This window comes from Neptunomonas marina, assembly GCF_004005935.1.
Taxonomy (GTDB): Bacteria; Pseudomonadota; Gammaproteobacteria; order Pseudomonadales; family Balneatricaceae; genus Neptunomonas; species Neptunomonas marina.
Genome location: NZ_SACQ01000002.1, coordinates 246,052 through 268,307, shown reverse-complemented (window position 1 = coordinate 268,307; position 22,256 = coordinate 246,052). Strand labels below are relative to the sequence as shown.

The window sequence follows — 22,256 nt, the reverse complement described above, 5'->3', positions numbered from 1 at the left end:
AACTTAAAATAACAGGGCAAAATAATGGCTTTGATCTCAATGCGTCAGTTGCTGGATCATGCAGCTGAACACGGCTATGGCATTCCAGCTTTTAACGTAAACAATCTTGAGCAGATGCGTGCCATCATGGAAGCGGCTGACAAGACTAACTCACCTGTTATTGTTCAAGCATCTGCAGGTGCACGTAAATACGCAGGCTCTAACTTCCTGCGTCACATGATCTTGGCATCGATTGCTGAGTTCCCGCACATTCCTGTTTGTATGCACCAAGACCACGGTACATCTCCGGCAGTTAACCAGCGCTCAATCGCAATGGGCTTCTCATCCGTTATGATGGATGGTTCATTGATGGAAGATGGAAAAACACCATCATCTTACGAGTATAACGTTGATGTTACGCGCCGTACGGTTGAAATGGCACATGCATGCGGTGTTTCTGTTGAAGGTGAACTAGGGTGCTTAGGCTCACTGGAAACAGGGCAAGCGGGTGAAGAGGATGGTATCGGTGCAGAGGGCATCTTGTCCCACGACCAGATGCTAACTGACCCAGATGAAGCGGCAGACTTTGTCTCGAAAACGAATGTGGATGCACTCGCAATCGCGTGTGGTACTTCGCACGGTGCTTACAAGTTTACGCGCCCACCAACAGGTGACATCTTGGCGATCGACCGTATCAAAGCGATCCACGATCGTATCCCGAACACTCACTTGGTGATGCACGGATCCTCTTCTGTTCCACAGGAGTGGTTGGCTGTGATCAATGAGTTTGGCGGTGAAATTCCAGAAACGTACGGTGTGCCCGTTGAGCAGATCGTTGAAGGTATTAAGTACGGTGTGCGTAAGGTTAACATCGATACGGATCTGCGTTTGGCATCGACAGGTGCTGTGCGTCGTTTCATGGCGGAAAACCCAGCTGAGTTTGATCCACGTAAATACTTGAAGAAGACTATCGAAGCGATGAGTGAAATCTGTATCGCTCGCTACGAAGCGTTTGGTACAGCAGGTCACGCATCGTCTATCAAGGTGATCTCTCTTGAAGCGATGGCTGATCGATATACAGCTGGCGAGCTAGACGCAAAAATTGCCTGATCTAGTGTGTTGATTTTAAACAAAACCGCCTTTATGGGCGGTTTTTTTTTGGCGCTAGCTCTCCCTATTTATGGGGAGTTACACTAAACTGAAAGTACGTTGTTCAAACAGAGACATGATTATGAGAACAATCAGCTATCTGGCTGTTTGCGTCTTACTGTTGAGCAACCCCGTCGCTGCAGATGAACTACCGCGACCGCTAGGGACGGTTATTTTAACGCTAACAGGACAGCTCACGCTTGGTAACTCTCACAACGGGGTTGAGCTTGATATGGCGTTGCTTCAGGCGTTGCCTACCCACCGCATAGAGACGGAAACGCCTTGGACTGAGGGTAAGGTTGCTTATCTGGGCGTTTTGCTCAGTGACTTGTTGCGTTGGGCTGGGGGTGAGGATGCTAGGAAGGTTAAGCTGGTTGCCCTGAACAACTACTCTGCTACCGTCCCTATCCAAGAAATCCGGTCCTATCCTGTCTTAGTGGCTTTCAAAGCTGATGGGAAAATGATGCGCGTGCGTGACAAAGGCCCTATCTGGGTGATCTATCCGCTCAGCGATTACCCAGAGCTAGATACGCCGAAGATCCACAGCCATATGGTTTGGCAGTTACGGCATATCGAGGTGCGCTAATGCGCTCCCCGTTAGTGCGCCTTCTGCCCCTATTGATCATTGTGGTCGTGTTTGCTGTCTCCTCTGTGGTGAGCTTACAACGCAACTCCGAAGCGTCCCAACTCATAGCGATCTCAATGAAAAACGGTGCATGGAGTGCCACTGAACTTGAGAGCGAAATGCAGCATTTCTTGTATTCGTTGGAGCTATTGCCTGCTGGCTTACGCAACTGGATGGATGTAAAGCTACGTTATGATCTTTTTTGGTCGCGTGTGCGGGTGCTATCGAAGGGGGAGGAGAATCAGGAGTTTCGTACACGAGCCCATGTTCAGTCGGTGTTGGACGTGCTAGAGGCACTTTTCGAGAAATATGATACTTACTTTAAGCAAGCAGTAGCGCCAAAGCCTGAGATTCTCGAAGCCACCTATGATGATTTCTCAGAGCTGCTCCCTGTGATTCGAGAGATTAATGTCCAAAGCTTTAATGGCGAAAGTACGTTTCTACGCTTAGAGCGCATTCAAAGCTTGCACCAAGAGATCAGCGTTTTTCTCTTGGGTTTATTAAGCAGCGGTACGGCTCTGATCCTCTTTATTGCTCGCCAGAGTGCTAGAAACCGTCGACTGGCTTTACATGACTCCTTAACAGGGTTGCCGAACCGAAGTTACTTCAATGAACAGCTTACAAGTGCGGAGGCGCGCGCTTTTCGGTCGAGTACACGCATGGCGATACATGTTGTGGACGTGAATGATTTTAAGTTAGTAAATGATCAATATGGCCATGCAACAGGAGATCAGTTGCTGATAGAGGTGGCTAATCGTTTATCTCACTGTGTGCGTCGCTCTGATACTGTTGCGCGGATAGGAGGGGATGAGTTTGCCATTATTCAAGAGGACTTGGAGGGGGCAGAGGCCGTTGCTCAGCTCGGTGAGCGTATCTGTAGCGAGATGCAGGCTCCTATCACGATAGGCCATGAAAGCCTTCATATTGCGGTTAGTGTTGGAGCGAGTATTTACCCGGATGATGCGGCCAATGCAGCGCAAGTGATCGTTAATGCTGATCAGGCGATGTATCAGGCGAAACTACGAAAAACGCTGCGCTTCCAGTTCTTCGACCGCTCTATCAATGATCGGTTGGTGCGCAAGCAGATGCTGGTTGCTGATTTTAGCTCTGCGCTAGAAAATGGTGAGCTAACTTTGCTTTATCAACCTATCGTTGCACTGAGCACCCAGCAGGTGAAGGGGGTTGATGGGCAGGTTTATTGGTATCACCCTGTGTTTGGACGCTTAGAGGCAGAGGAGGTGAGCCAAATAGCTGAGTATGCAGGGCTCGCTCATGCTTATATTGAGTGGCTAATGAGCACGGCCTGTGAGGCGTGCGCCTCTTGGTATTGCTCAGGTTTAGCACTGGCACCGATATATATCGACGTTACACCGCTTTGCTATATCGACAGTCATTTAGCACAGACGGTTGAACACGCTTTACGCTCCTCACAGCTACCCAGCGAGGGTTTGGTGATAAAAGTCTCAGAAGCGGTTGTCGTTAAACATCTCAATGCAGCACGAACAGCATCTGCTAGCTTAGATCGGTTAGGTGTTGGGATAGCGTTGGATAAATTTGGCTCGGGCTTTGCCTCGATTAAGCATCTGCATGAGCTGCCGATTCAGCTACTGAAGGTTGATCGAAGCCTAACCCATGCTATTCAGCGTGATACGCGACTTCTTTATGTGATAGCGCAGCTGTTGGCAGGTTTGAACCTTAAAGGCGTTGTAGAGGGGGTTGAGGCTGAATCGGAGTGTGCGGCGTTAGTGGGCTTGGGTTTTGCTTGGGGGCAAGGTAGTTTGTTCTGTAAACCTGTCGAGCTTTCTGCACTAATTTACTTTCTCGGCGGCAGCTTACCGCAATCCCGCTAAATTAATGATGAGTTCATCGCACTCTACTTAATGTCCTAACAGAAAATAATCTGGAGACGTTACCATGGATCTACTTAAAGTTGCATCAGACCTCTTTTTACAACAGCTTGAGGGCCAAGGCTTAGACGCGGATGCGGTCTCTTCTGCGCTTGGTCAATTGCTAGGAAGTGGCGACGGTAATATTGATCTAAGCGGCTTGTTAGAGCAGTTCAACAGCGGGGGCTTGGCGTCCGTTGCGCAGTCGTTGTTGCAAGGCGGAGCGGGCGAAGGTTTTTCTGTCGAGCAGTTAACTCAAGTGTTCGGTGAGAACTCCCTGAGCGATTTTGCTGCCAATATAGGGCTTGATAGTGCGGACTCTACCCCGGCGCTTGGCCAAATGCTGCCACAGCTGCTTAATGAAGGTGGAGCAGATGGTTTGTTGGATGCGGTCGGTGGCGTGGAAGGCCTTGCGGGTATGGCCTCGAAACTATTTCGTTAGTCTCCTTGTCCATTTGTGCGGTATTAAGCGTGAACGCTGTTATCTGGCTTAAATAGTCGGATAATCCACCTATCGGTCGCCTTTATGACCGGTCATTAGGCCTCCAAAAGAGGCCTATGATTCATTCTTACACCAATAGGTCACAAGCCTGTTGGTCGGAATAGTAGGTATCAAATGAACCGTACTCATTACTGGCTCTCCTTGCTTGAGGGCTGTTTTCTTGTTGCGCTGGGTGTGCATGTGCTGAGCGCGTCACAGCTACTTATTAGTGGCACAGCGGGCGTGGGCATCTTACTACAGCCGCTATCTGGGCTATCGTTTGGGCAGCTCTTTTTCGTGTTGAATTTACCATTCTGCCTACTTGCATGGCGTTATCTAGGTGCCGCTTTTACGCTGCGTACTGGTATTTGTGTCACGCTACTGGCCATCTTTTCTGAGGTGCTGGCCCGTTATGCGTTCATCGATGTGGCTCCAGTGGTCGCCGCTATTATTGGCGGTACCCTGATTGGTTTTGGGTTGATGGTGTTGCTGCGTCAGCAGGCTTCGTTAGGCGGAATCAACGTGCTCGCTGTTTTCTTGCAAGAGCACTTTGGTATTCATCCTGGAAAGACGTTGTTTGTCAGCGATTTGCTATTGGGCGCATGTGCACTACTAGTGATGCCGCCCACACAGGTCATGCTATCTGTAGTTGCTTTTGTTTTGATGAGCCAAGTCGTCGGGCGTTATCATCAGTCAGTTGCACAGGCGGGCAGCGAGGCATAAAAAAAGCAGGCAAAGCCTGCTTTAGTTACGACGACCTGTGCTGCTTAGAGCGGAGTCACCTGGTCTGCCTGAGGGCCTTTCTGGCCTTCGACCTCAACAAAAGATACTGATTGACCTTCTACGAGGGTTTTGCGGCCTTGACCGACAATTGAACGGAAGTGAACGAACAGATCCGCACCGCTGTCACGCTTGATGAATCCGTAGCCTTTTTCGTCATTGAACCACTTAACGGTTCCTGTTTGTGTATCAGACACGATATAGCACTCTTTCTTATTGAACGTTGGTTTCCCACTCTTTACTAGCAGCAAGGAGCTTTGCGTCACTGCACCCAAGCAAGCAAAGCGGCTGGAGCAGGTATCATCTGAAAGAGTCGTGCTACTTCAACGCAAAGAACTTGATCGTGGATACAGATCAGTTTTGAGTGTATCCATTCAACCGACACAACGCAAAAAAAAAACGCCGTTTTTTTGAAAAAACGGCGAATGTTACTATCTTGTCATCTTAATGTCTAGCGCTAGGGCAAAAAGCCCTGTGCCAAAATAACTTAAACTTTGAACCGCTTCACGAGTGTGTCGAGATCGCCTGCTAGTCGCGATAGCTCCGAACTTGAAGCAAGTATTTGCTCAGTCCCTGTCGCTGAGGAGTTAGAGGCATCGTTAATAGACACAAGTGATTGGTTTATATCCTCTGCCACGGCACTTTGCTCTTCAGAAGCGCTAGCGATCTGTGAGTTCATGTCGGTAATGCTGGACACTGCTTGCTGAATTGAGTTGAGTGCATCACCTGCAGAGGTGGCTTGCTCCCCTGTGGCTTCTGCACGCTGGCGGCTTTGTTCCATCGCTTGCACGGCTGCTTTTGTGCCCACCTGTAGGCGTTCTATAGCTTGTTGGATCTCTGCGGTCGACTGCTGCGTACGCTGAGCAAGTGTCCGAACTTCGTCAGCAACAACCGCGAAGCCACGTCCTTGGTCGCCAGCACGAGCGGCCTCAATCGCGGCGTTTAAGGCGAGCAAATTAGTTTGTTCGGCAATTCCCTGTATGACCTCGATTATGGAACCGATGTTGGTGCTGTCAGTTTCGACAGAAAGAATTTTATCGGAAACTTTCTGTACTTCGTTGATGAGCTCATTGGTGGCAGAGACGGCGCTCGCTACGATAGTGTTGCCCTCCATCGCCTGATGAAGCGTGTCTTGTGCCGCTTGATCTGCTAACTCTGCACTCTTGGCGACCTCGGTGACGGTAGCCGCCATTTCATTCATCGCTGCGGCAACTTGCTCGACCTCTTGGTTTTGGTAGTTGATGCTCGCTTGGGCGTTGGCGCTGACACCGTTTAGCTCAATAGCTGAGTTAGATAACTGCTTGGATGATGTATTGATCTGAGTAACCACCTGGCGCATTTGCGCGATCATATGGTTAAAGCTTTCGGTGATTGACGCGAGTTCATCCTTACCCAAAACAGGGACGGTTTGAGTTAAGTCGGAGTTGTCGCGAACGCTTTCCATCGCGTTCTTCAGATTATCCAAAGGCTCTCGAATAGAGCGATAAACCCAGAACGCGAAAACAGCCATAGCGGAGATTAAAATGACGATCAGTACGCCGGTTGTGATCTTCTCTGAGTTGTAGCGGTCATGAAGCTCTTCAATAGATGCATGAGTATAGGTTGTTTGTAGATTGAACAGTTCCGTGATCTTCTCGCTGATAGGGTCAATGGTTTCATAGAGTGGGCCATCGAACGCTTGCAGCTTATTGGCGGTTGAACCTTGAATATTGCGCAAAGCAGCGGAAAACTCGGCTATCGATTGGTTAGCGGGTTTGAACAGCTGCTCAGCTTCTTTAATTAGGCGTTTTTCATCGCTGTTAGGATGATCTACCTCTAAGTAGCTGCGCCAGTTTTCCTGAATATTGCGAGCGGCGGAGTTGATGTTACTGAGAGCATCAGTGGCTGAAATTAAGCCGGAGTTGGCTTTATTCGCCGTATCGATCACCAGAACGGCGTAATCATCGGCGATGAGTTTTAGTTTCTGTATCGGAATGATACGGTCTTTATATACCTTATCCATGCCGTCATTGGCGTCTTTAAGCGCTACCATGCTGTTTGTTACCATAAAAATTAGAGCAACAATTGGAAGAATAGAAAGCAAAAGGAGTTTTGAGCGAATGCTCAAAGAAGATAGCAGCATAGGGCGTCACCTCAAGAACGACTAAAGCTTAAAGGGCATACATGCCTTTTTCGGCTGTTTTTTACGGGAATGTAATGGCTAAAAATCAGGGAAGGTATTTAGCTATTTTCAAGTATAGACGGACTTTGATATATCGGTGGCGGGTTATGTAATACTTTAGCCCCCTTTTGGTGCACTCGGCCTTCAAGGCTGGCTAGCTGTGCTTCGGCAAGCGAGCAAACGTGTCAGGGATGGGAGCATTGAGTTTTAGCGTGAGGAGCTCGTCTGCACGCGTTTTACCCAGTGTTAAGGCCGCGATAGGGATACCCCATTCATGAGCCCGTTTACAGAAACGGTAGCCAGAGTAAACCATCAGCGAGGAGCCTATGACGAGCAAAGCACTGGCGTCTTTGAGGTGCTGCAAGCTCGTTTCAACAGTATGACGTGGCACATTGTCACCAAAGAACACCACGTCAGGTTTTAGAATACCCCCGCACTCTGGGCAGTCGGATATGATGAAACTGTCAAAATCAACGCCCTCTAAATCGGCATCACCATCCGGTGCCGCAGTTGCTGAGAACGCCAGAAAGCTGGGGTTAGCATATGCCATCATCTGATGCGCTGCGTTTCTAGAAAGGCTGTGGTGGCATTGAGTACAGATAACGCGGTCAGAGCGGCCATGTAAGTCGATCACCGCTTGGTGGCCAGCTTGTTGATGGAGGCCATCGACGTTCTGCGTGACTAGTAGGTCGATGTGACCTTGTTTCTCCCACTCAACTAGATGCTTATGTGCCACGTTAGGCTTAGCATCCCGCATGATTGGCCAGCCGACTAAGCTGCGTGCCCAGAAACGTTGTCGAGTTGCGCGTTGTGACATGAAGTCATGGTGCTGGACTGGCTGCTTGCGTTTCCACTCGGCATTATGATCGCGGTAATCTGGAATACCCGACGCCGTGCTGATACCCGCACCAGTGAGCACCACAAGTTGCGGGTGCTGTTCAATAAATAGCTGCAGTTTCTCAGCCGCTTCACAAGGTTGCTGGTTTTGATTCATGTAATGTTGATTCAACGGTATCCACTAGCTCCAACGATAATAACAGCCAGTCTACGCCAATTTCGTTTTGTATGCCGGGCGTTACGAAGTGCAGATGCTTGTTCGGATCGAAAACCGCGAGTAGCTCTCGGTTACCATCATGGGCTTCGCGCCACTGCTGAAACGTATAGTCACTGGTCAGTTGGGTTGTACGGATTGCTGCGCCTTTAGCGATCAGTTTGGCAAGCTGTTGAAAACCCAATGCGTGTTCGCCAATTACCTGACCTTGGCGTTTCTCGGCAACTTCGGCACGTTCCTGCAGGCTACCGTTGCGTTCGGTTTTGATACTAAAGATAAAACGCTCAGCAAATTCGCTTTTAAAATGTAAACAGGCCAAAGCGTTGGTCTCATGCTGCGGTGTTGCCGCCAAAACATAGCGAAAGCGGCCCAATGCTAGATGTTCCTCGATGTGCCCTGACAGTGGGTTACCTAGTAGAGTGCTAAGGCCTTCCATGCGCGCTGCGCGAATATTGTCATAATGAGGATCAACCAGCGTACAGGCGATATCGTGTTTTTCCAGTGCTTTAGCGATCGCGCGGGCCACTAAATTGGCACCAATAATTAACACACCGCGCGGCTCTGGTTCCGTGACACCCAGCCGTGTTGCAAGAAAGCGTGCTGTGGCGCTCTGGAAAATAACGGTGCCGATAATAATAGAGAAGGCTAGCGCCGTAAGCAGCTGCGCCTCTTCATAACCGGCTTGCTCGAGCTTTAACGCAAATAACGCCGACACCGCTGCCGCGATGATTCCACGCGGGCCAACCCAAGCGATCACAGCTTTTTCTTGCCAAGAGAGATCGCTACCCAGCGCACAAGCAAATACCACTAGCGGGCGAATAATGAACTGGATACAGGCTAGTAGCATCAGGGCAGGAATGCCCAGCTCTAACAAAGCTTGCAGATCCATGCGGGCGGCTAAAATAATAAAGAGTGCTGAAATTAACAGCACAGTGAGGTGTTCTTTAAACGTAAGTATCTCTGCAACATGCACGCCGCGTGCGTTTGCGAGCCAAATGCCCATCACCGTTACAGCCAACAGACCGGATTCGTGCGCGACTTGGTTTGCGAGCGTAAAGGTAATTAACACTACCGATAACGTCCCAAACGCGTGTAGATACTCCGGTAGCCAATAGCGCCGCAACGCTACGGTCATTGCAGCTGCTGCCACAACGCCGAAGACTGTCCCTACCAGGGCGATCTCGCCAAACAATAGTAAGTGGGAGGGCAGTGATGCTTCCATATGGCCTGACGCGATCCATTCATAGATCACTACGGCCATCAGCGCTCCAACAGGATCAATAAGAATGCCTTCCCAGCGGAGTGTGTTTGCAATGCGCTCTGTTGCGCGCAGGGTGCGTAGCATAGGCACAATTACGGTTGGTCCGGTCACCACAACTAAAGCCCCAAAAAGTGCTGACAAGGGTGGCGACAGGCCGATGAGTGTATGTGTTGCAAATGCGATCAATCCCCATGTGAGCACTGCTCCGATCGAAACCAAGCGCCACACGACACCGCCCACATCACGTGTTTGATTGAAATGCAGCGTTAGACTGCCCTCAAATAAGATAATGGCGATAGCCAGTGAAACAAAAGGGAATAGTAAGTCACCTAACAATTGGTCGGGGTTCAAAATACCGCTGACAGGACCTGCGAGAATACCGGCGAGCAAAAGAAAGACGATTGCTGGGAGTTTGACTCGCCATGCGAGCCATTGGCAACCTAGCCCCGCCAACGCAATCAGGGCGATCATAAGAGTGTCTGAAATCGACATAGCACATTCCTTCCTAGAATAAGCAGCGCTTTAACGCGGTGCCTCCCCTACACAAAGAAGGCTGGCAATAGAATCGTTAAACTAATTCTGCTTGTTTGGGTTTATTTGCGTTAAGCGTACTCGTGCAGCTTGCCCAGACACGATTCTTCCCTTGAGTTTTTGCGGTATACAGCATTTGGTCCACATGCATCATAACTTCACGTGTACTTAGGGAGGGCGTATCTACCACGACAATTCCAATGCTGGTGGTTACGCTCACGGTATCGCCGCTATCGAGGTCGACGCGCATGGTTGCTACTTCGGAGCGTACGCGTTCAAGAATCGATGTCGCTTGTTGTAAATTGGTATGGGGTAACAGAATCGCAAATTCCTCACCGCCTAGGCGGCCAATGATGTCGGGTCCGCGTGTCAGTTGATTGCAACGACTCGCGAATGAAATCAATACTTTATCGCCTGCGGGGTGGCCAAAGCGGTCGTTGATACGTTTGAAGTTATCTAAGTCCAGCATCGCGATAGCGAAATGGTTACCCTCTGGACCGTTGCGCAAGTGGCGTAACTCAAGTTTCAGGTTGCGATAAAACTCGCCACGATTAATGAGGCCGGTTAAAGAATCGGTCACAGCCATCATCTTCAATGCTTGCGTGCGCTGCTCAACACGTGCTTCTAACATGCTGTGTTGTGAACGTAGTTCTTGAGATAGCTTTTGTCGCTCACGATAGAGAAAAAATAGGGCCGTGGAGGCGAGTATAAATCCAACGGAGAGCCAACTTGATGTGCTGTCTGCCGCGTGAGCTACGACCGGTTTGGCTGAAATAAGCTGCGCGTTGAGTGGTAGTTGGGCGCGATCAATTTCATGTTCTGCGAGCGCCTCAGCATCGAAACGGTAGCGATTAGGCAAAATAACAGTGCTAAAACGTTTTTTTCCAGCTTCCAGTGAAGCGAGTGTCTTTTTCATAGCCAAATATGCAGATTCTCTGGCATTGAAAAGATCGCCTCCTATCACCCCTGTGCCTAATAACGGATCGATAATGGCATACATGGGCAGCGATGTTTTATCCAACACTTGCTTCGCTATCGCGGGCGTGTTGTAGGCAAGCCCAGCGGGTGAGCGCAGGTAAGTGGTGATGAGAATGGCGGCATCGTCAGGCTGATTCGCAAGGGCATCAATAAAAGCCTGAGGCTCCAATGGAGGTAACACCTCAATCTCAAGCTGAGGATACTGCTCATGCGCTAAACGTAGCGCGTTTTCGCGCAGCCAGTTGGCGGTATGGCCTGCCCCGCCTGCAATCACAACTTTCTTCACATCGGGATGAAGGGATTGAATGAGTGCCACATTGTTCTGCAAAAGGTTGCGCTTCACAACATAAGAGAAGGGTTCAACAGGAGCAATGCGTTGGTGATCTGTGCCGACAACGACCACAAGCTTATCTTCGAGCAGGTGAGATGTATTGTGGATGAGCATCTGCTCAGCAGTATCTGGCTCCATGAAAACAGCGGATAGGGGGGTGTCTCGATATTTGTCGATCAGATAGCTATGCAGCTGCGCGGGTGTAAAGCGAGATTCGAGGCGCTTTGTGTCGAGATATTCAAAGTAGAACTCGACGGGAACGTCTGATTCTTGTTGGGCATCACGTAAGCCGCTAATCAGTGCTTGTGTCCAGTACAGATCGATGCGGTAGGCGAGTAAAACTAAGATGTGGCGTGATGTCTCTGTTGAGCTAGCTAAGGCTACTGGGCTCGAAATAGCACACATAAGTGCCAAACTGATTAAAAAGTGGCGCAAAAAGTGCCCTTTCATGACTTGTCCCTCTCAAAGCTTGGGAGTTCCCACCCCTATTGTATACCTTCCAAGCTTGTGCGTGTTGCTTAGCGTCAAACCCTCCTAGGGAAACTAAGGGGTTGCACGGCGAATGTAACGAACTTTCTGATAGTTTTTTGTTATCAGTTGTAGAAATTATTTTTAATTGGACACTCGCCAGCTCACCAGTGCACTCTATGTTGATCATAAAAGATCATATTTTAGACGGTTTAGAGGCACTGCTATGGATGCAAATATCTCCCCTTATGAACTTCGCCAAGCGATTCGACGTGGTGACTTCACCACTAACACATCAGGCTACGCGCAGGGCTTTGTGCAGGGCAACCTAGCGATTATGCCAAAGGAGTGGGCCAACGAGTTCTTGCAGTTTTGCCAACTAAACCCGAAACCTTGTCCGATTGTCGGTATGTCAGCGTCCCCTGGCGATTACATGATTAACACGCTGGGTAAAGATATCGATATCCGCACAGATATTCCCAAATATCGGGTCTATCGTGATGGCCAACTGACAGAAGAGGTTGCAGATATCACCTCACTGTGGACGGACGATATGGTGGCTTTCGTACTGGGCTGTTCCTTCTCGTTTGAAGAGGCACTGATTGCTGATGGCCTAGAGGTGCGCAATATCACTGAGGGTGTGAACGTGCCTATGTACCGCACCAATATCGAGTGCCAGTCGGCAGGCCGATTCAGCGGCACCACCGTGGTGAGTATGCGCCCAATGAAACCAAAAGATGCGATCCGCGCGATCCAGATCTGCACGCGCTTCCCATCCGTTCACGGTGCACCCTTGCACTTTGGCGACCCTGCTGAGATTGGTATCAGCGATATCGCCACGCCTGATTTTGGTGATGCCGTCACCATCCATCCGGGTGAAGTCCCTGTCTTTTGGGCATGTGGTGTCACGCCACAGGTAGCGATCGAAGCTGCACGTCCGCCGCTGTGTATTACCCACAGCCCAGGCCACATGTTGGTTTCAGATGTTCCTAACAGCCGCTTGGCCATTCTTTAAACCGATTGCAGGAGAACGACGATGTCACTGAAGCTAAATTGTGACCTAGGTGAAAGCTTTGGCTCTTGGAAAATGGGCATGGATGAGGCGGTGATGCCGCATATCGATCAGGCGAATATCGCGTGTGGCTTTCATGCCGGCGACCCGCTGGTATTGCAAAAGACGCTGACACTAGCAAAAACGCATGGCGTTACGGTAGGCGCGCATCCCGGCTATCCTGATCTTGTTGGGTTTGGGCGTCGCTCTATGAATGCCACACCAGCTGAGATCAAAGCCATGATGCATTATCAGATGGCTGCAGTTGATGGCATGGCGGCGATTCAGGGACTTGAGCTGAGCTACGTAAAGCCCCATGGCGCGCTCTACAACGACATGATGAAAGATAGCAACGTGCGCCGCGCAATTATGGAAGCTGTCGCAAGCTACCATAAACCGGTTGTATTGATGTTACAGGGAACACCTGAAGCGGAAACCCATCGCGCAGAAGCGGCGGAGTTTGGTCTAACGCTTTGGTTTGAAGCTTTTGCTGACCGCTGCTACGACGACGATGGCAAGTTGCTGGCGCGTACCCGCGAAGGCGCGGTGCACAGTCGCGATAAGATGCTCGCGCAGGTTAAACAGCTGAAAGAGAGCGGCACCGTAACCAGCGTGAGCGGCCATACGCTCAACCTGCACGCGGATACGTTGTGCGTCCACGGAGACAACCTTGAGGGTGTTCAAGCGATTGCTGAAATCCGTGCGCTGATCAACGGAGAAGCAAGCTGATGCGTGTTGAAATCGCGGGCGAAAACGCCCTGATTATCTACTTTGGTGAGCAAACTGACCCGCGTATCTCCGCCCAAGTCCAGCAGGCCGAGCGTCTGCTGCGTCGCCAACTTGGCGGCGATTTGATCGATATGGTTGCCTCTTACGCCTCATTGCTGGTGATCTATGACCCGCTACGTACCGACCATTTTGCTGTACGCAGTGCAATCCGCCAAGTGGTGGATGGGCTTGAGGAACACGATGCACAAGCGGGGCAAGTGGTTGCGCTACCCGTTTACTACAGCGAAGAGTCAGGCCCTGATCTGGCGGACTTGGCCAAGAGTGCTGGGCTTTCCGTGGAGGAGGTGATCCAGATCCATAGCAGCCAAGAGTACCGTGTCTACGCCATTGGCTTTGCGCCGGGCTTTGCTTACCTAGGTGAAGTTGATCCGCGTATCGCCGCACCGCGGCTCAGCACGCCGCGCCTCAAAGTGCCCCGTGGCGCAGTGGCGATCGCTGACCAGCAAACTGCGGTTTACCCAGCGGTATCACCCGGCGGCTGGAACTTAATTGGTCTATGCCCAACACCTATGTTTAATCCTGATGCCGATCCAACCATGCCTGTGCAAGTGGGCGATCGGGTGACGTTCCGCCCGATTGAGCGGGAAGAATTTATCGCATTGGGAGGTGAGCTATGAGTGGATTTAACGTTGTTCAACCGGGCTTGCTGACACTAATACAAGACGCAGGACGCTTTGGCTACCATGGTATCGGCCTGACAACGGGCGGCCCGCTGGACCGTGAAGCGTTCTTCTGGGCAAACCGCTTGTGCGAAAACGCGTTGGAAGCAACGGCCTTAGAGGTCAGCTTTGGTGGTTTAGTACTCGAAGCGCAGGTTGATACCCGTATCGCGGTAACGGGCGCGCAGATGCCCCTGAAAATCGCGGGCCAAGAAGCGGCTGCGTGGGAAACACACGCCGTTAAAGCGGGCGATAAGATCGAGCTGGGGTTTGCCACCGCAGGCTCGCGCGCCTACTTAGCCGTTGCTGGTGGGTTCAATGTTGCAGCCCAGTTTGGTAGTACAGCGACCGTGACCCGTGAGGGTATTGGCGGCTTAGCCGGTGAAAAAATACAACAAGGCGATCAGTTACTGTGTGCGGCCAGTGGCAGTGAGCCTCGCTGGCAGGTGCCGGTGGCAGCGCGCCCGAACTACGGTAAGTTCGCTGAGCTGCGGGTGATCTTGGGATATCAACAAGCCAGCTTTGACTCTGTTCAGCAAGCACTGTTCTTCAGCAGCGAATACACCTTATCTGACCGTGCCGATCGCATGGGCTTTCGCCTTGAAGGACAACCGGTGAAATCAACATTGGATGGCATTCTCTCAGAAGGTATCTGCCACGGAGCGATTCAGATTCCAGCGGATGGCCAACCGATCGTGCTACTCAACGACCGCCAAACGATTGGTGGCTATCCCAAAATCGGCTCTGTGATCGCACGCGATACGGCGCGCCTTGCGCAACTGATGCCGGGTGCAAAAGTGATGTTTACGCAGATCAGCATGGAAGAGGCACACAACATCAACTGCCTTGAAACACGCCGCTTTATGACAACCGAACTTGTGGCGCTGCACTAACCGAACTGAATAATAACGCGCGCCAGCGCGGGTGGAGATAAACGTGAATAATAAATTGATTGATGCTGCACTGAGTAAGCAGATTGAAGATGCGCTTGTTGCACGCAATCTACGTGGTATGAAGACGGTACAGCCAGCGTTACAGAGCGGCTACTATCAGCGTGCTGCGCGTGTTTTGAATAAGTGTAAAGGCCACGTGCTGATTGGTACTGGGTTTCCCGTGGTGGATACCTTTGAAACCGATGGGCCGGTGGGTGCTATTGCGCTATACAACGCACTCGAGAAGCTGGGTGCAACGCCGGTACTTGTGTGCGGGCCGCCGGTGTCTCAAGCGCTAGCGAAGGATTTCCGTGTTCACGAAATCCGTGTTGGTGAACACCAAGAGCGCGCACTGGAAGCGTTTCAGGCGCTGTATCGCTATCATCCTGATGCGATTGTCTCGATCGAGCGTCCGGGTCAGGCTGCGGATGGCGGTTACTATAATATGCGTGGTGAATCGATCAGCCCTCGTACTGCATGTTTCGACACCTTTGTTAACCATGCCAAGTGTCCAACGATTGCGATTGGCGATGGTGGTAACGAGATCGGCATGGGTAACATCTCCGAAGCACTAAAAGATCTGGATATCGTCTCTTCGGCAACACAGGTGGATGAGCTGCTGATCGCGGATGTTTCCAACTGGGGTGCTTATGGCATCTTGGCGTATCTAAGCATCTGGAATGAGTGTGACCTGCTAGCCGATGTGAAGCCTCTAGAAATCCTTGAGTACCTATCAAATCTGGGTAGCGTTGATGGCGTCACGCGCTTGAATGAACTCACCGAAGATGGCCTCGACCCTAAAGAGGGTGAGGCGGTGCTACTCGAATTACGTCAACTGATCGGTATGGCTTAAGCGAGCGATACATCAATGATCGAACGGCCGCTTTCTGCCAGCAATCGCGGTAGAATGCGGTCGTCATCCAGCCGCCAGCTGTAGCAAAAACTCAGCTCTGGCGGTGTTTCTTCTGTCTTTATCATCACCAAACGGCCTTGCTCCAGCGGCTTTTTCACTAGCGGCTCTGGCAAGAACGTCACTCCCAAGCCTTGTTCCGCCATCATCAACAACCCTGCAACTGCGCTGCATGTGTGCACCACCGGTGGCTCCTCACACTTGCTAAATAGCTGTTGTAGGTAATGCCACGGATGGGTGTCGCGTGGGAAGCTCAAAATAGGGAAAGTTGCGAGCGTATCCAGTGTCAGGTGTTGTTGCTGACCCACCAGCGAAGGAGCGGCAACCCAGCACTGCGGATAACTGCATAGTGGCTCAACGACAAGATCAGGCGCGAGTGTTTCGTTTGCGACCATCAAAGCCAGGTCTATTTGATGTTGCTGCAGTTGGTGGGTGAGCGTGGGTGTCACATCATTGGTGAGCTCGAATGAGAGCAGCGGGTGGTTACTCTGCCAAAGCTGTAGCAGCGGTGATAACCAAAGATAGGCCAGTGTATCTGCAATTCCCACCCGAAAAGTGCCGCGTTCGGGTTTATCTTCGCTGACTTGCTCGCGCATCTCTTGGCTGATCGCCAGCAGCTTTTCTGCGTAGGGTAGCAGCTGTGCGCCACGGGCAGTAATGCGAGTGCCGCTCTTATCACGCTGAAAGAGCTTAACGCCTAACTCCTCTTCAAGTGCCGCGATACGCGCTGAAATAGCCGGTTGGCTGGCGTGGAGCTGTTGCGAAGCGGCATGGAAGCTACCAAGGTGCGCGACTTTAACAAAGGTGGCGAGATTTCTGATACGCATGAGGCTGATGTCGATGAGGTTTTGCGGCAGTATAGGGGCAATTTCATCTAAAGAGAAAGCATCGGTATAGACGCGTCCTGAGCCTTGCTTGGCTGGCATCATACTTCTGGCTAATACGTCGGTTTTATTTTATCCTGTTTTTTGTTTGATTTTTGGGTATTTTATCTATTTGAGTGTTTAATTTGGGTTATTTTTATTTTGTTTGATTGTTGGTTGAACAGATTTTACTTTTTATACTATAACTTCGCTCCCGCTCTGAACTCGCTCAGGTATCTGTGGTTTTAAAGATATCCCACATAGCGATAGAGATTTTGCAGGAAAGCCCGGCTAAGCCAGCGTAACGCAGTACGGTATGCGCGTCGGTACCTGCCCTAGTTAAGAGGAATTTAGTTGATGAGCATCGCATATCTGAACGGCGAATACATGGCACTTGAAGAAGCGCGTATTTCGCCACTTGACCGTGGTTTCCTATTTGGTGACGGTATCTACGAAGTTATCCCTTACTACGGTGGTAAGTCTGTAGGTTTGATCCCACACATTGAGCGTATGATTGACGGCCTTGGTTCTATCGAGATCAAGTGCAACAAATCTGTCGATGAGTGGAAAGAGTTGCTAGATGAAGTTATCGCTCGCAACGACGGCGCGAACCAAAACCTAGGTGTTTATGTTCATGTATCACGTGGCGCTGACACAAAGCGTTTCCACGCGTACCCAGAGAACGTTGAGCCGACTATCTTCTGCTTTACCTTCGCTATTAAAGATCCAGAGCCAGTCGACCGTGAAAAAGTAACGGCTTACTCTGTGACAACAACACAAGATTTGCGTTGGAAGCGTTGCCACATTAAATCTACAGCACTGCTGGGTAACGTGATGCACTTCCAACAAGGTTACGCATCAGGTAACAACGAGTGCTTGCTGTACAACGATAAGAATGAGCTAACAGAGGGTAGTTCTGTTAACGCGTTCATCGTAAAAGATGGTGTGGTTATTACGCCAATTCAGGACAATCAAATCCTGCCGGGTATCACTCGCCGCATTATCATCGACAGCCTGAAGGCGGACGGCTCTATCCCTGTTGAAGAGCGTACCGTGACAATGGACGAAGTTCTAAACGCTGATGAAGTTTGGATCAGCTCTTCGTCTAAAGAGATCGCACCGGTTGTTAAGATCGACGACAAGCCAGTGGGTGACGGTAAAGTTGGCCAAGTCTGGGAAAAGGCGTTTGGCATCTACACAGCAGCGAAGTTCGACCACTCATAAGGTCAGCTGCAACAAAAAAAAGGCGAGCATCGAGCTCGCCTTTTTTGTATCTAAAACGTGTTATCCGGCGATATAGCTTAACGGTATCACCGTGCTCCAAAGGATCACGCTGGTGACGATCAAGCCCACCAGTACGCACAAACCAACGGTTAGCACCGACGTCGAAAACATAAATGCCCGCTCTTCTGGAATATTCATAATGATCGGCACACCGGTGTACAGCAAATATACGCTGTAGCAGACGGCCGCTAGCCCCACCATCACATTGAGCCAAAGCATTGGATACAAACCAACAATACCGGCCAAGAACATTGGCGTTGCGGTGTAGGTGGTCAGTAGCAAGCAATCCTCAAAGGAGATGCTACCGCCGTAGGTCTTCTCCATCCAGCGGATCGAATAGGCGATAAAGCCACACGCTGCCCACATCGCGAAGTAAAACGCGACGGCTGCCATAAATGCGCTGCTGCTCTGGAGCTTGACGAATTCGCCACCGGCGATGCTCCAACCAATCTGGGTTGTGCCGATGTAGAGAGATACCGCTGGAATGGCGGCAAGTAGGCTGATCTGTTGTAGAAAAACGTGTGCTGTACTGTAGTGCTCGTTTTTTATCTGATTCCACTCAGCTTTCGGGTGGTAAAGGATGCCCATCATGTGTTGAAAAAACATAATATTTCTCCTCCAGGCGCCCTGACCTCCAAGGACGAACGCCTAATTTTTGTGTGAGTTCAACTGCTTTCCTTCTATCGGTGTTGTCCTTTTCGTTACGAAAAGTGCTTCGAAACGGATGATTAATTTTTAACCTGCTCTATTTCAGACCCATAAAATGACGTAATGATCCACAAGTAGCACCACAAACAGCAGCATGATGTAGGTAATGCTGTAGCGGAACATCGCCATGGACGTTGCGGGCGAGGCATCGCGATAGACCCGTAACGCCCACATCAGAAAACGAAGATTGAGCAAACACACACCTATCAAGTAGGGCAGGCCGCTCATTTGGCTCAAATAGGGTAAGGCTGTGGTCGTGATCATCAGTAAGGTATAGAGCACGATATGGAGCTGGGTGTAATGATCGCCATGGGTGACGGGTAGCATGGGTACTCCTGCTTTGCGGTAGTCCTCTTTGCGGGCTAGACAAAGCGACCAAAAGTGCGGTGGTGTCCACGCAAAGATAATCAGCATCAGCAGGAGGCTATGAGGTTCGAGTGTGCCGCTCACAGCCACCCATCCCAACAGCGGCGGAGCAGCACCGGCGATACCACCAATCACGATATTCTGAGGCGTGGCGCGTTTCAGCCACAAAGAGTAAATGATGGCGTAGCCGATTAAAGAAGCCAGCGTCAGCCATGCGGTGAGCGGATTAACCAACAAAGCGAGCATCGCGATGCCACAGGAGCCAACAATCGCTGCAAAGCTGAGCGCTTGAAGGTGGGAGACTTTGCCCCGTGGCAGAGGGCGATAGCGGGTGCGGGCCATCTTCTCATCAATGTGGCGATCCACCACATGGTTGACTGCCGCCGCTGAAGAGGCCGCCAGCCCAATACCCAGTAGCCCCCAAAATACGGTAGCCACTGGGGGGAGTTGCACGGTGGCAAGGCACATCCCTACGGCTGCGGTAAGCAGCATAACAGCCACAACTTTCAGTTTGCACAGCCCCAAATAGTCACGCCAATGGGTCACAAAATGCCAGTGTTTGGGGTTGCTTGCTTTCACGGTGACGGTTTCACGCAGCTGCATAACGTACCTCCCGTACGGATAGGGTCGAAGGGGCGAAGTAGAGCCACAAAAAACTGAGTAACACCGCAACGGCTCCAATATGGTGAGCCATCGCTAGCGGAAGAGGTACCGCCAGTAAGCTCGCTGAGAATCCGATGATCGCTTGCAACGCCGCAATGCTGGCGCAGCACCACGCTCGTGTTGCTTGGCTTGGGCTGTGTCGAAGCTGCAGTGCAGCGGCCAATAAAGTGATTATCAACACCAGCCCGACTGCGCGATGAGTCATCTGAATTGCAGCGCGGGCTTCGAGTGGTAAGGTGCCGCCCTCATAATTCGTGTTGGAGTCGTAACTGATGGTGAAGCCTGTGGAAAAGTCGAGCGAGTGGTTTAGGTTATTGCATTGCACCAGTTTGTCACAGGCCCAGCCGGCATAGTTAGCACTCGTCCAGCCACCCAGTAGCAGTTGAGTTATCAACAACAGTGCCGCAAGGTGCAGCACCCGTGGTTTGGTGTGTGTCGATTGGGGTTTCCCATGCGAGACCCGCCGCTGCATTAAGAAGAGCAGGGTCACTGTGGTCAGGCCGCCCAAGAGGTGCGCAGTGACAATGGCGGGTGTGAGCTGTAGTGTCACTGTCCACATACCAAACAGTGCTTGCACAATCACCACTCCTAAGAGCAGATAGGGCAATGGCCCCAGCGTTGCGACGGCTGTGTTGTTCTCTGGACGAGTGCGGTGATAAAGCACTGCGATGGCTAACACCAACACGCCGAGCAGCCCCGCTACATAACGATGCAACATCTCTAACCACGCTTTGTAGGCATCAATGGGTTGGCCGGGATAGCTTGCTTGTGCGGCACTGATCGCCTGTGCACTGTAAGGCACCACGAGCTCTCCATAACAGCCCGGCCAATCAGGGCAGCCGAGTCCTGCATAGTTGATACGCGTCCAACCGCCGAGCAGCACGACCACTAAAGAGAGTAGGAAAGTGATGCGAATAAGCCGAACGATCATCGCTGCTGCCTCCTACCCGATACGTGACACTTTTAAGAGCCGCTTTAGATCCTTTAAAAGGTCTTTAGCAGGCTGATCAAACTGATAGTGCAGCACCAGATTGCCTAGAGGATCAGCAATCCAGATGCCATGGCCGGAACTTGCCGTGGCCAGCTCGCGGTTCGGGCCAACAATTTGCCAGCGCACTCGCGGCTGGTCTTTTCCCAACGCTGTAACAAGGTTCGGCAGTTGCTCTATCCAGCGCTGGCAAGCGTGATCACAAGAGGCATCGGCACTTAGCACCAACTGCCAGCGGCGCTCAGGCTGCCACGGTTGGTTATCCGGCGTGGTGATTGAAAGCTCAGCTAGGGTTCGCCCAGGCTCGACAAATTGGCCGCGCTCATTGGAGGTCAGCGGAACAGTTTGGCTTGTGTAGAGCACGATCGCGATCAGCAGTGGTCCTGCGCCCCATAACCAGATCAGCCAGAAGTTAAGGTTTTTCATGGTGCTCCTCCCGCGCTGATAACGCACGTAACCAGTAGATTGAACCGATGCACCAGACCACTGCTAAACCAAACCACTGCACGGCATAGCCTTGGTGGCGCTCCGGTGGCAGCACAACCGGTTGCCAGTTGGGTATGGTGTTAGCCACCACAGCTTCGCTTGCCCGTGCTAACCAAGGTGAAAGCGCGATATCCAGTTGTGATTCGATGCGTTCGATATCCACCTGCTGGATACGTTTTGGCCAGCCTACTGCCCAATGGTCAGCACCTAACACGAGATGGTCTGAGGGGCGATCGGCCCGTGCAGTGAGTGTTAACTCACCGGCAGGTAAAGATATTTCGGGGAGTTGCTCACGGTGCAACGGTGCTTTTGTCCAGCCTAAGTTGACCAATTGGTACTCTGTTGAGGTGCGCATGACTGCAATGACTTCATATCCGCTAGCGCCGTGACGGGTGCGGTTATCGAGTAAGAAGAAGTCGGGCAGAAAGTGGCCGCTTAGGGTAACGTTGGCGTAGCGTGTCCAGTAACGGCTATCTTGGCGAGTCATGGGGGCTTGCTCAAACCGGTTAAGCATTTGGGCTTTTTCAGTGGCGCGCTCAAGCTGCCAAACGCCCAGTGAAGCGAGCAGCGCAACGATCAGCACGCCCTGTGAGAGCACCGCGAACTTGAAGCCAGTGCGCTTAGCGTCTTTACTGAAAGCTATCTGATAGCGGAGGTATCCCATGGTCAAACTCCTGCTGCTACTCTTGTTTGCCGCTGCGGTGGTTAGCCTGTTTTGCGGCTTGTTTTTCCTGCTGCGTGACCCCGGCAATCGCCAACGTATTGTGGTGTCGCTCTACCTGCGGGTGGGCTTTTGTGTCTTAATCGTACTGTTGTTGTTATGGGGGTTTTACACCGGTGAGCTCGCCTCACAAGCGCCGTGGTTAACGCGTTAGT

Annotated in this window: 23 protein-coding genes; 12 read left to right on the top strand and 11 right to left on the bottom strand. The window is 51.2% G+C overall.

Going from position 1 to position 22,256, the window contains the following annotated elements:
* Window positions 1-24: 24 nt before the first annotated feature.
* From fba to EOE65_RS05900, 5 genes are all read left to right on the top strand, one after another.
* On the top strand, window positions 25-1,089 hold the full coding sequence (gene fba, locus EOE65_RS05920; protein WP_127693374.1) for a class II fructose-bisphosphate aldolase: 1,065 nt from the start codon (window positions 25-27) through the stop codon (window positions 1,087-1,089).
* 121 nt (window positions 1,090-1,210) lie between these two features.
* Window positions 1,211-1,714 carry a putative pterin-binding protein gene (locus EOE65_RS05915; protein ID WP_164847023.1) on the top strand — a complete coding sequence of 168 codons (504 nt, stop codon included), beginning with the start codon at window positions 1,211-1,213 and terminating at the stop codon, window positions 1,712-1,714.
* Window positions 1,714-3,603, top strand: coding sequence for a putative bifunctional diguanylate cyclase/phosphodiesterase (locus tag EOE65_RS05910; protein WP_127693372.1), 1,890 nt, complete (start codon window positions 1,714-1,716; stop codon window positions 3,601-3,603). The genes EOE65_RS05915 and EOE65_RS05910 overlap by 1 nt, the downstream gene beginning before the upstream one ends.
* A gap of 64 nt (window positions 3,604-3,667) precedes the next feature.
* Complete coding sequence (locus EOE65_RS05905) at window positions 3,668-4,081, top strand: YidB family protein (RefSeq protein WP_127693371.1); 414 nt, start codon at window positions 3,668-3,670, stop codon at window positions 4,079-4,081.
* Window positions 4,082-4,255: 174 nt separating this feature from the next.
* Window positions 4,256-4,843, top strand: a complete 588-nt coding sequence (locus tag EOE65_RS05900; protein WP_127693370.1) for a YitT family protein — start codon at window positions 4,256-4,258, stop codon at window positions 4,841-4,843.
* Window positions 4,844-4,887: 44 nt separating this feature from the next.
* Here EOE65_RS05900 and EOE65_RS05895 read toward each other — a convergent pair whose 3' ends face one another.
* The 5 genes from EOE65_RS05895 to EOE65_RS05875 form a co-directional block, all read right to left on the bottom strand.
* Window positions 4,888-5,097, bottom strand: coding sequence for a cold-shock protein (locus EOE65_RS05895; protein WP_127693369.1), 210 nt, complete (start codon window positions 5,095-5,097; stop codon window positions 4,888-4,890).
* Between the two features lie 290 nt (window positions 5,098-5,387).
* Entirely contained in the window at window positions 5,388-7,022 is a 1,635-nt protein-coding gene (locus EOE65_RS05890; RefSeq protein ID WP_127693368.1) for a methyl-accepting chemotaxis protein, read from the bottom strand.
* Window positions 7,023-7,215: 193 nt separating this feature from the next.
* Window positions 7,216-8,055 (bottom strand): NAD-dependent protein deacetylase, encoded by an 840-nt coding sequence (locus tag EOE65_RS05885; RefSeq protein WP_127693367.1) that lies wholly within the window; start codon window positions 8,053-8,055, stop codon window positions 7,216-7,218.
* Window positions 8,030-9,865 carry a cation:proton antiporter gene (locus EOE65_RS05880; RefSeq protein ID WP_206052627.1) on the bottom strand — a complete coding sequence of 612 codons (1,836 nt, stop codon included), beginning with the start codon at window positions 9,863-9,865 and terminating at the stop codon, window positions 8,030-8,032. Before EOE65_RS05880 ends, EOE65_RS05885 begins: the two co-directional genes overlap by 26 nt.
* 76 nt (window positions 9,866-9,941) lie before the next feature.
* On the bottom strand, window positions 9,942-11,663 hold the full coding sequence (locus tag EOE65_RS05875) for a GGDEF domain-containing protein (protein WP_127693366.1): 1,722 nt from the start codon (window positions 11,661-11,663) through the stop codon (window positions 9,942-9,944).
* Window positions 11,664-11,907: 244 nt separating this feature from the next.
* On the opposite strand from EOE65_RS05875, the gene EOE65_RS05870 reads away from it, so the two are divergent.
* From EOE65_RS05870 to EOE65_RS05850, 5 genes are read left to right on the top strand one after another with little or no spacing between them, the layout of a single operon-like run.
* A complete protein-coding gene (locus EOE65_RS05870; RefSeq protein ID WP_127693365.1) occupies window positions 11,908-12,696 on the top strand; it encodes a putative hydro-lyase in 789 nt (262 codons plus the stop codon).
* Window positions 12,697-12,717: 21 nt separating this feature from the next.
* Window positions 12,718-13,461, top strand: coding sequence for a 5-oxoprolinase subunit PxpA (locus EOE65_RS05865; protein ID WP_127693364.1), 744 nt, complete (start codon window positions 12,718-12,720; stop codon window positions 13,459-13,461).
* Entirely contained in the window at window positions 13,461-14,138 is a 678-nt protein-coding gene (gene pxpB, locus EOE65_RS05860; RefSeq protein ID WP_127693363.1) for a 5-oxoprolinase subunit PxpB, read from the top strand. The genes EOE65_RS05865 and pxpB overlap by 1 nt, the downstream gene beginning before the upstream one ends.
* A complete protein-coding gene (locus tag EOE65_RS05855) occupies window positions 14,135-15,073 on the top strand; it encodes a 5-oxoprolinase subunit C family protein (RefSeq protein WP_127693362.1) in 939 nt (312 codons plus the stop codon). The genes pxpB and EOE65_RS05855 overlap by 4 nt, the downstream gene beginning before the upstream one ends.
* A gap of 43 nt (window positions 15,074-15,116) precedes the next feature.
* Window positions 15,117-15,965 carry a DUF4392 domain-containing protein gene (locus tag EOE65_RS05850; RefSeq protein ID WP_127693361.1) on the top strand — a complete coding sequence of 283 codons (849 nt, stop codon included), beginning with the start codon at window positions 15,117-15,119 and terminating at the stop codon, window positions 15,963-15,965.
* Here EOE65_RS05850 and EOE65_RS05845 read toward each other — a convergent pair.
* On the bottom strand, window positions 15,962-16,951 hold the full coding sequence (locus tag EOE65_RS05845; protein ID WP_240656924.1) for a LysR family transcriptional regulator: 990 nt from the start codon (window positions 16,949-16,951) through the stop codon (window positions 15,962-15,964). The two genes, EOE65_RS05850 and EOE65_RS05845, sit on opposite strands and share 4 nt — an antisense overlap.
* A 291-nt stretch (window positions 16,952-17,242) precedes the next feature.
* Between EOE65_RS05845 and EOE65_RS05840 the strand changes: the two genes are divergently transcribed.
* Window positions 17,243-18,109 (top strand): aminotransferase class IV, encoded by an 867-nt coding sequence (locus EOE65_RS05840; protein ID WP_127693360.1) that lies wholly within the window; start codon window positions 17,243-17,245, stop codon window positions 18,107-18,109.
* Between the two features lie 60 nt (window positions 18,110-18,169).
* Here EOE65_RS05840 and EOE65_RS05835 read toward each other — a convergent pair whose 3' ends face one another.
* From EOE65_RS05835 to EOE65_RS05815, 5 genes are all read right to left on the bottom strand, one after another.
* A complete protein-coding gene (locus tag EOE65_RS05835) occupies window positions 18,170-18,775 on the bottom strand; it encodes a Yip1 family protein (RefSeq protein WP_127693359.1) in 606 nt (201 codons plus the stop codon).
* Between the two features lie 144 nt (window positions 18,776-18,919).
* Window positions 18,920-19,846, bottom strand: a complete 927-nt coding sequence (cyoE, locus tag EOE65_RS05830; RefSeq protein WP_127693358.1) for a heme o synthase — start codon at window positions 19,844-19,846, stop codon at window positions 18,920-18,922.
* The gene (locus tag EOE65_RS05825) at window positions 19,833-20,837 is read right to left on the bottom strand and encodes a COX15/CtaA family protein (protein ID WP_127693357.1); all 1,005 of its coding nucleotides are present in this window, start codon (window positions 20,835-20,837) and stop codon (window positions 19,833-19,835) included. The genes cyoE and EOE65_RS05825 overlap by 14 nt, the downstream gene beginning before the upstream one ends.
* A gap of 12 nt (window positions 20,838-20,849) precedes the next feature.
* Entirely contained in the window at window positions 20,850-21,320 is a 471-nt protein-coding gene (locus EOE65_RS05820) for a hypothetical protein (RefSeq protein WP_127693356.1), read from the bottom strand.
* Window positions 21,307-22,044, bottom strand: a complete 738-nt coding sequence (locus EOE65_RS05815; RefSeq protein WP_127693355.1) for an SURF1 family protein — start codon at window positions 22,042-22,044, stop codon at window positions 21,307-21,309. Before EOE65_RS05815 ends, EOE65_RS05820 begins: the two co-directional genes overlap by 14 nt.
* On the opposite strand from EOE65_RS05815, the gene EOE65_RS05810 reads away from it, so the two are divergent.
* Window positions 22,043-22,255, top strand: a complete 213-nt coding sequence (locus EOE65_RS05810; protein ID WP_127693354.1) for a twin transmembrane helix small protein — start codon at window positions 22,043-22,045, stop codon at window positions 22,253-22,255. The two genes, EOE65_RS05815 and EOE65_RS05810, sit on opposite strands and share 2 nt — an antisense overlap.
* The last annotated feature ends 1 nt before the right edge of the window (window position 22,256 follow it).

What these genes read in the sequence shown, in the direction of transcription:
- fba (WP_127693374.1), top strand. Translation starts at nt 25, where the DNA reads ATGGCTTTGATCTCAATGCGTCAGTTGCTGGATCATGCAGCTGAACAC.
- EOE65_RS05915 (WP_164847023.1), top strand. Translation starts at nt 1,211, where the DNA reads ATGAGAACAATCAGCTATCTGGCTGTTTGCGTCTTACTGTTGAGCAAC.
- EOE65_RS05910 (WP_127693372.1), top strand. Translation starts at nt 1,714, where the DNA reads ATGCGCTCCCCGTTAGTGCGCCTTCTGCCCCTATTGATCATTGTGGTC.
- EOE65_RS05905 (WP_127693371.1), top strand. Translation starts at nt 3,668, where the DNA reads ATGGATCTACTTAAAGTTGCATCAGACCTCTTTTTACAACAGCTTGAG.
- EOE65_RS05900 (WP_127693370.1), top strand. Translation starts at nt 4,256, where the DNA reads ATGAACCGTACTCATTACTGGCTCTCCTTGCTTGAGGGCTGTTTTCTT.
- EOE65_RS05890 (WP_127693368.1), bottom strand. Translation starts at nt 7,022, where the DNA reads ATGCTGCTATCTTCTTTGAGCATTCGCTCAAAACTCCTTTTGCTTTCT.
- EOE65_RS05885 (WP_127693367.1), bottom strand. Translation starts at nt 8,055, where the DNA reads ATGAATCAAAACCAGCAACCTTGTGAAGCGGCTGAGAAACTGCAGCTA.
- EOE65_RS05880 (WP_206052627.1), bottom strand. Translation starts at nt 9,865, where the DNA reads ATGTCGATTTCAGACACTCTTATGATCGCCCTGATTGCGTTGGCGGGG.
- EOE65_RS05875 (WP_127693366.1), bottom strand. Translation starts at nt 11,663, where the DNA reads ATGAAAGGGCACTTTTTGCGCCACTTTTTAATCAGTTTGGCACTTATG.
- EOE65_RS05870 (WP_127693365.1), top strand. Translation starts at nt 11,908, where the DNA reads ATGGATGCAAATATCTCCCCTTATGAACTTCGCCAAGCGATTCGACGT.
- EOE65_RS05865 (WP_127693364.1), top strand. Translation starts at nt 12,718, where the DNA reads ATGTCACTGAAGCTAAATTGTGACCTAGGTGAAAGCTTTGGCTCTTGG.
- pxpB (WP_127693363.1), top strand. Translation starts at nt 13,461, where the DNA reads ATGCGTGTTGAAATCGCGGGCGAAAACGCCCTGATTATCTACTTTGGT.
- EOE65_RS05855 (WP_127693362.1), top strand. Translation starts at nt 14,135, where the DNA reads ATGAGTGGATTTAACGTTGTTCAACCGGGCTTGCTGACACTAATACAA.
- EOE65_RS05845 (WP_240656924.1), bottom strand. Translation starts at nt 16,951, where the DNA reads ATGATGCCAGCCAAGCAAGGCTCAGGACGCGTCTATACCGATGCTTTC.
- EOE65_RS05840 (WP_127693360.1), top strand. Translation starts at nt 17,243, where the DNA reads ATGAGCATCGCATATCTGAACGGCGAATACATGGCACTTGAAGAAGCG.
- EOE65_RS05835 (WP_127693359.1), bottom strand. Translation starts at nt 18,775, where the DNA reads ATGTTTTTTCAACACATGATGGGCATCCTTTACCACCCGAAAGCTGAG.
- cyoE (WP_127693358.1), bottom strand. Translation starts at nt 19,846, where the DNA reads ATGCAGCTGCGTGAAACCGTCACCGTGAAAGCAAGCAACCCCAAACAC.
- EOE65_RS05825 (WP_127693357.1), bottom strand. Translation starts at nt 20,837, where the DNA reads ATGATCGTTCGGCTTATTCGCATCACTTTCCTACTCTCTTTAGTGGTC.
- EOE65_RS05820 (WP_127693356.1), bottom strand. Translation starts at nt 21,320, where the DNA reads ATGAAAAACCTTAACTTCTGGCTGATCTGGTTATGGGGCGCAGGACCA.
- EOE65_RS05810 (WP_127693354.1), top strand. Translation starts at nt 22,043, where the DNA reads ATGGTCAAACTCCTGCTGCTACTCTTGTTTGCCGCTGCGGTGGTTAGC.
- EOE65_RS05815 (WP_127693355.1), bottom strand. Translation starts at nt 22,044, where the DNA reads ATGGGATACCTCCGCTATCAGATAGCTTTCAGTAAAGACGCTAAGCGC.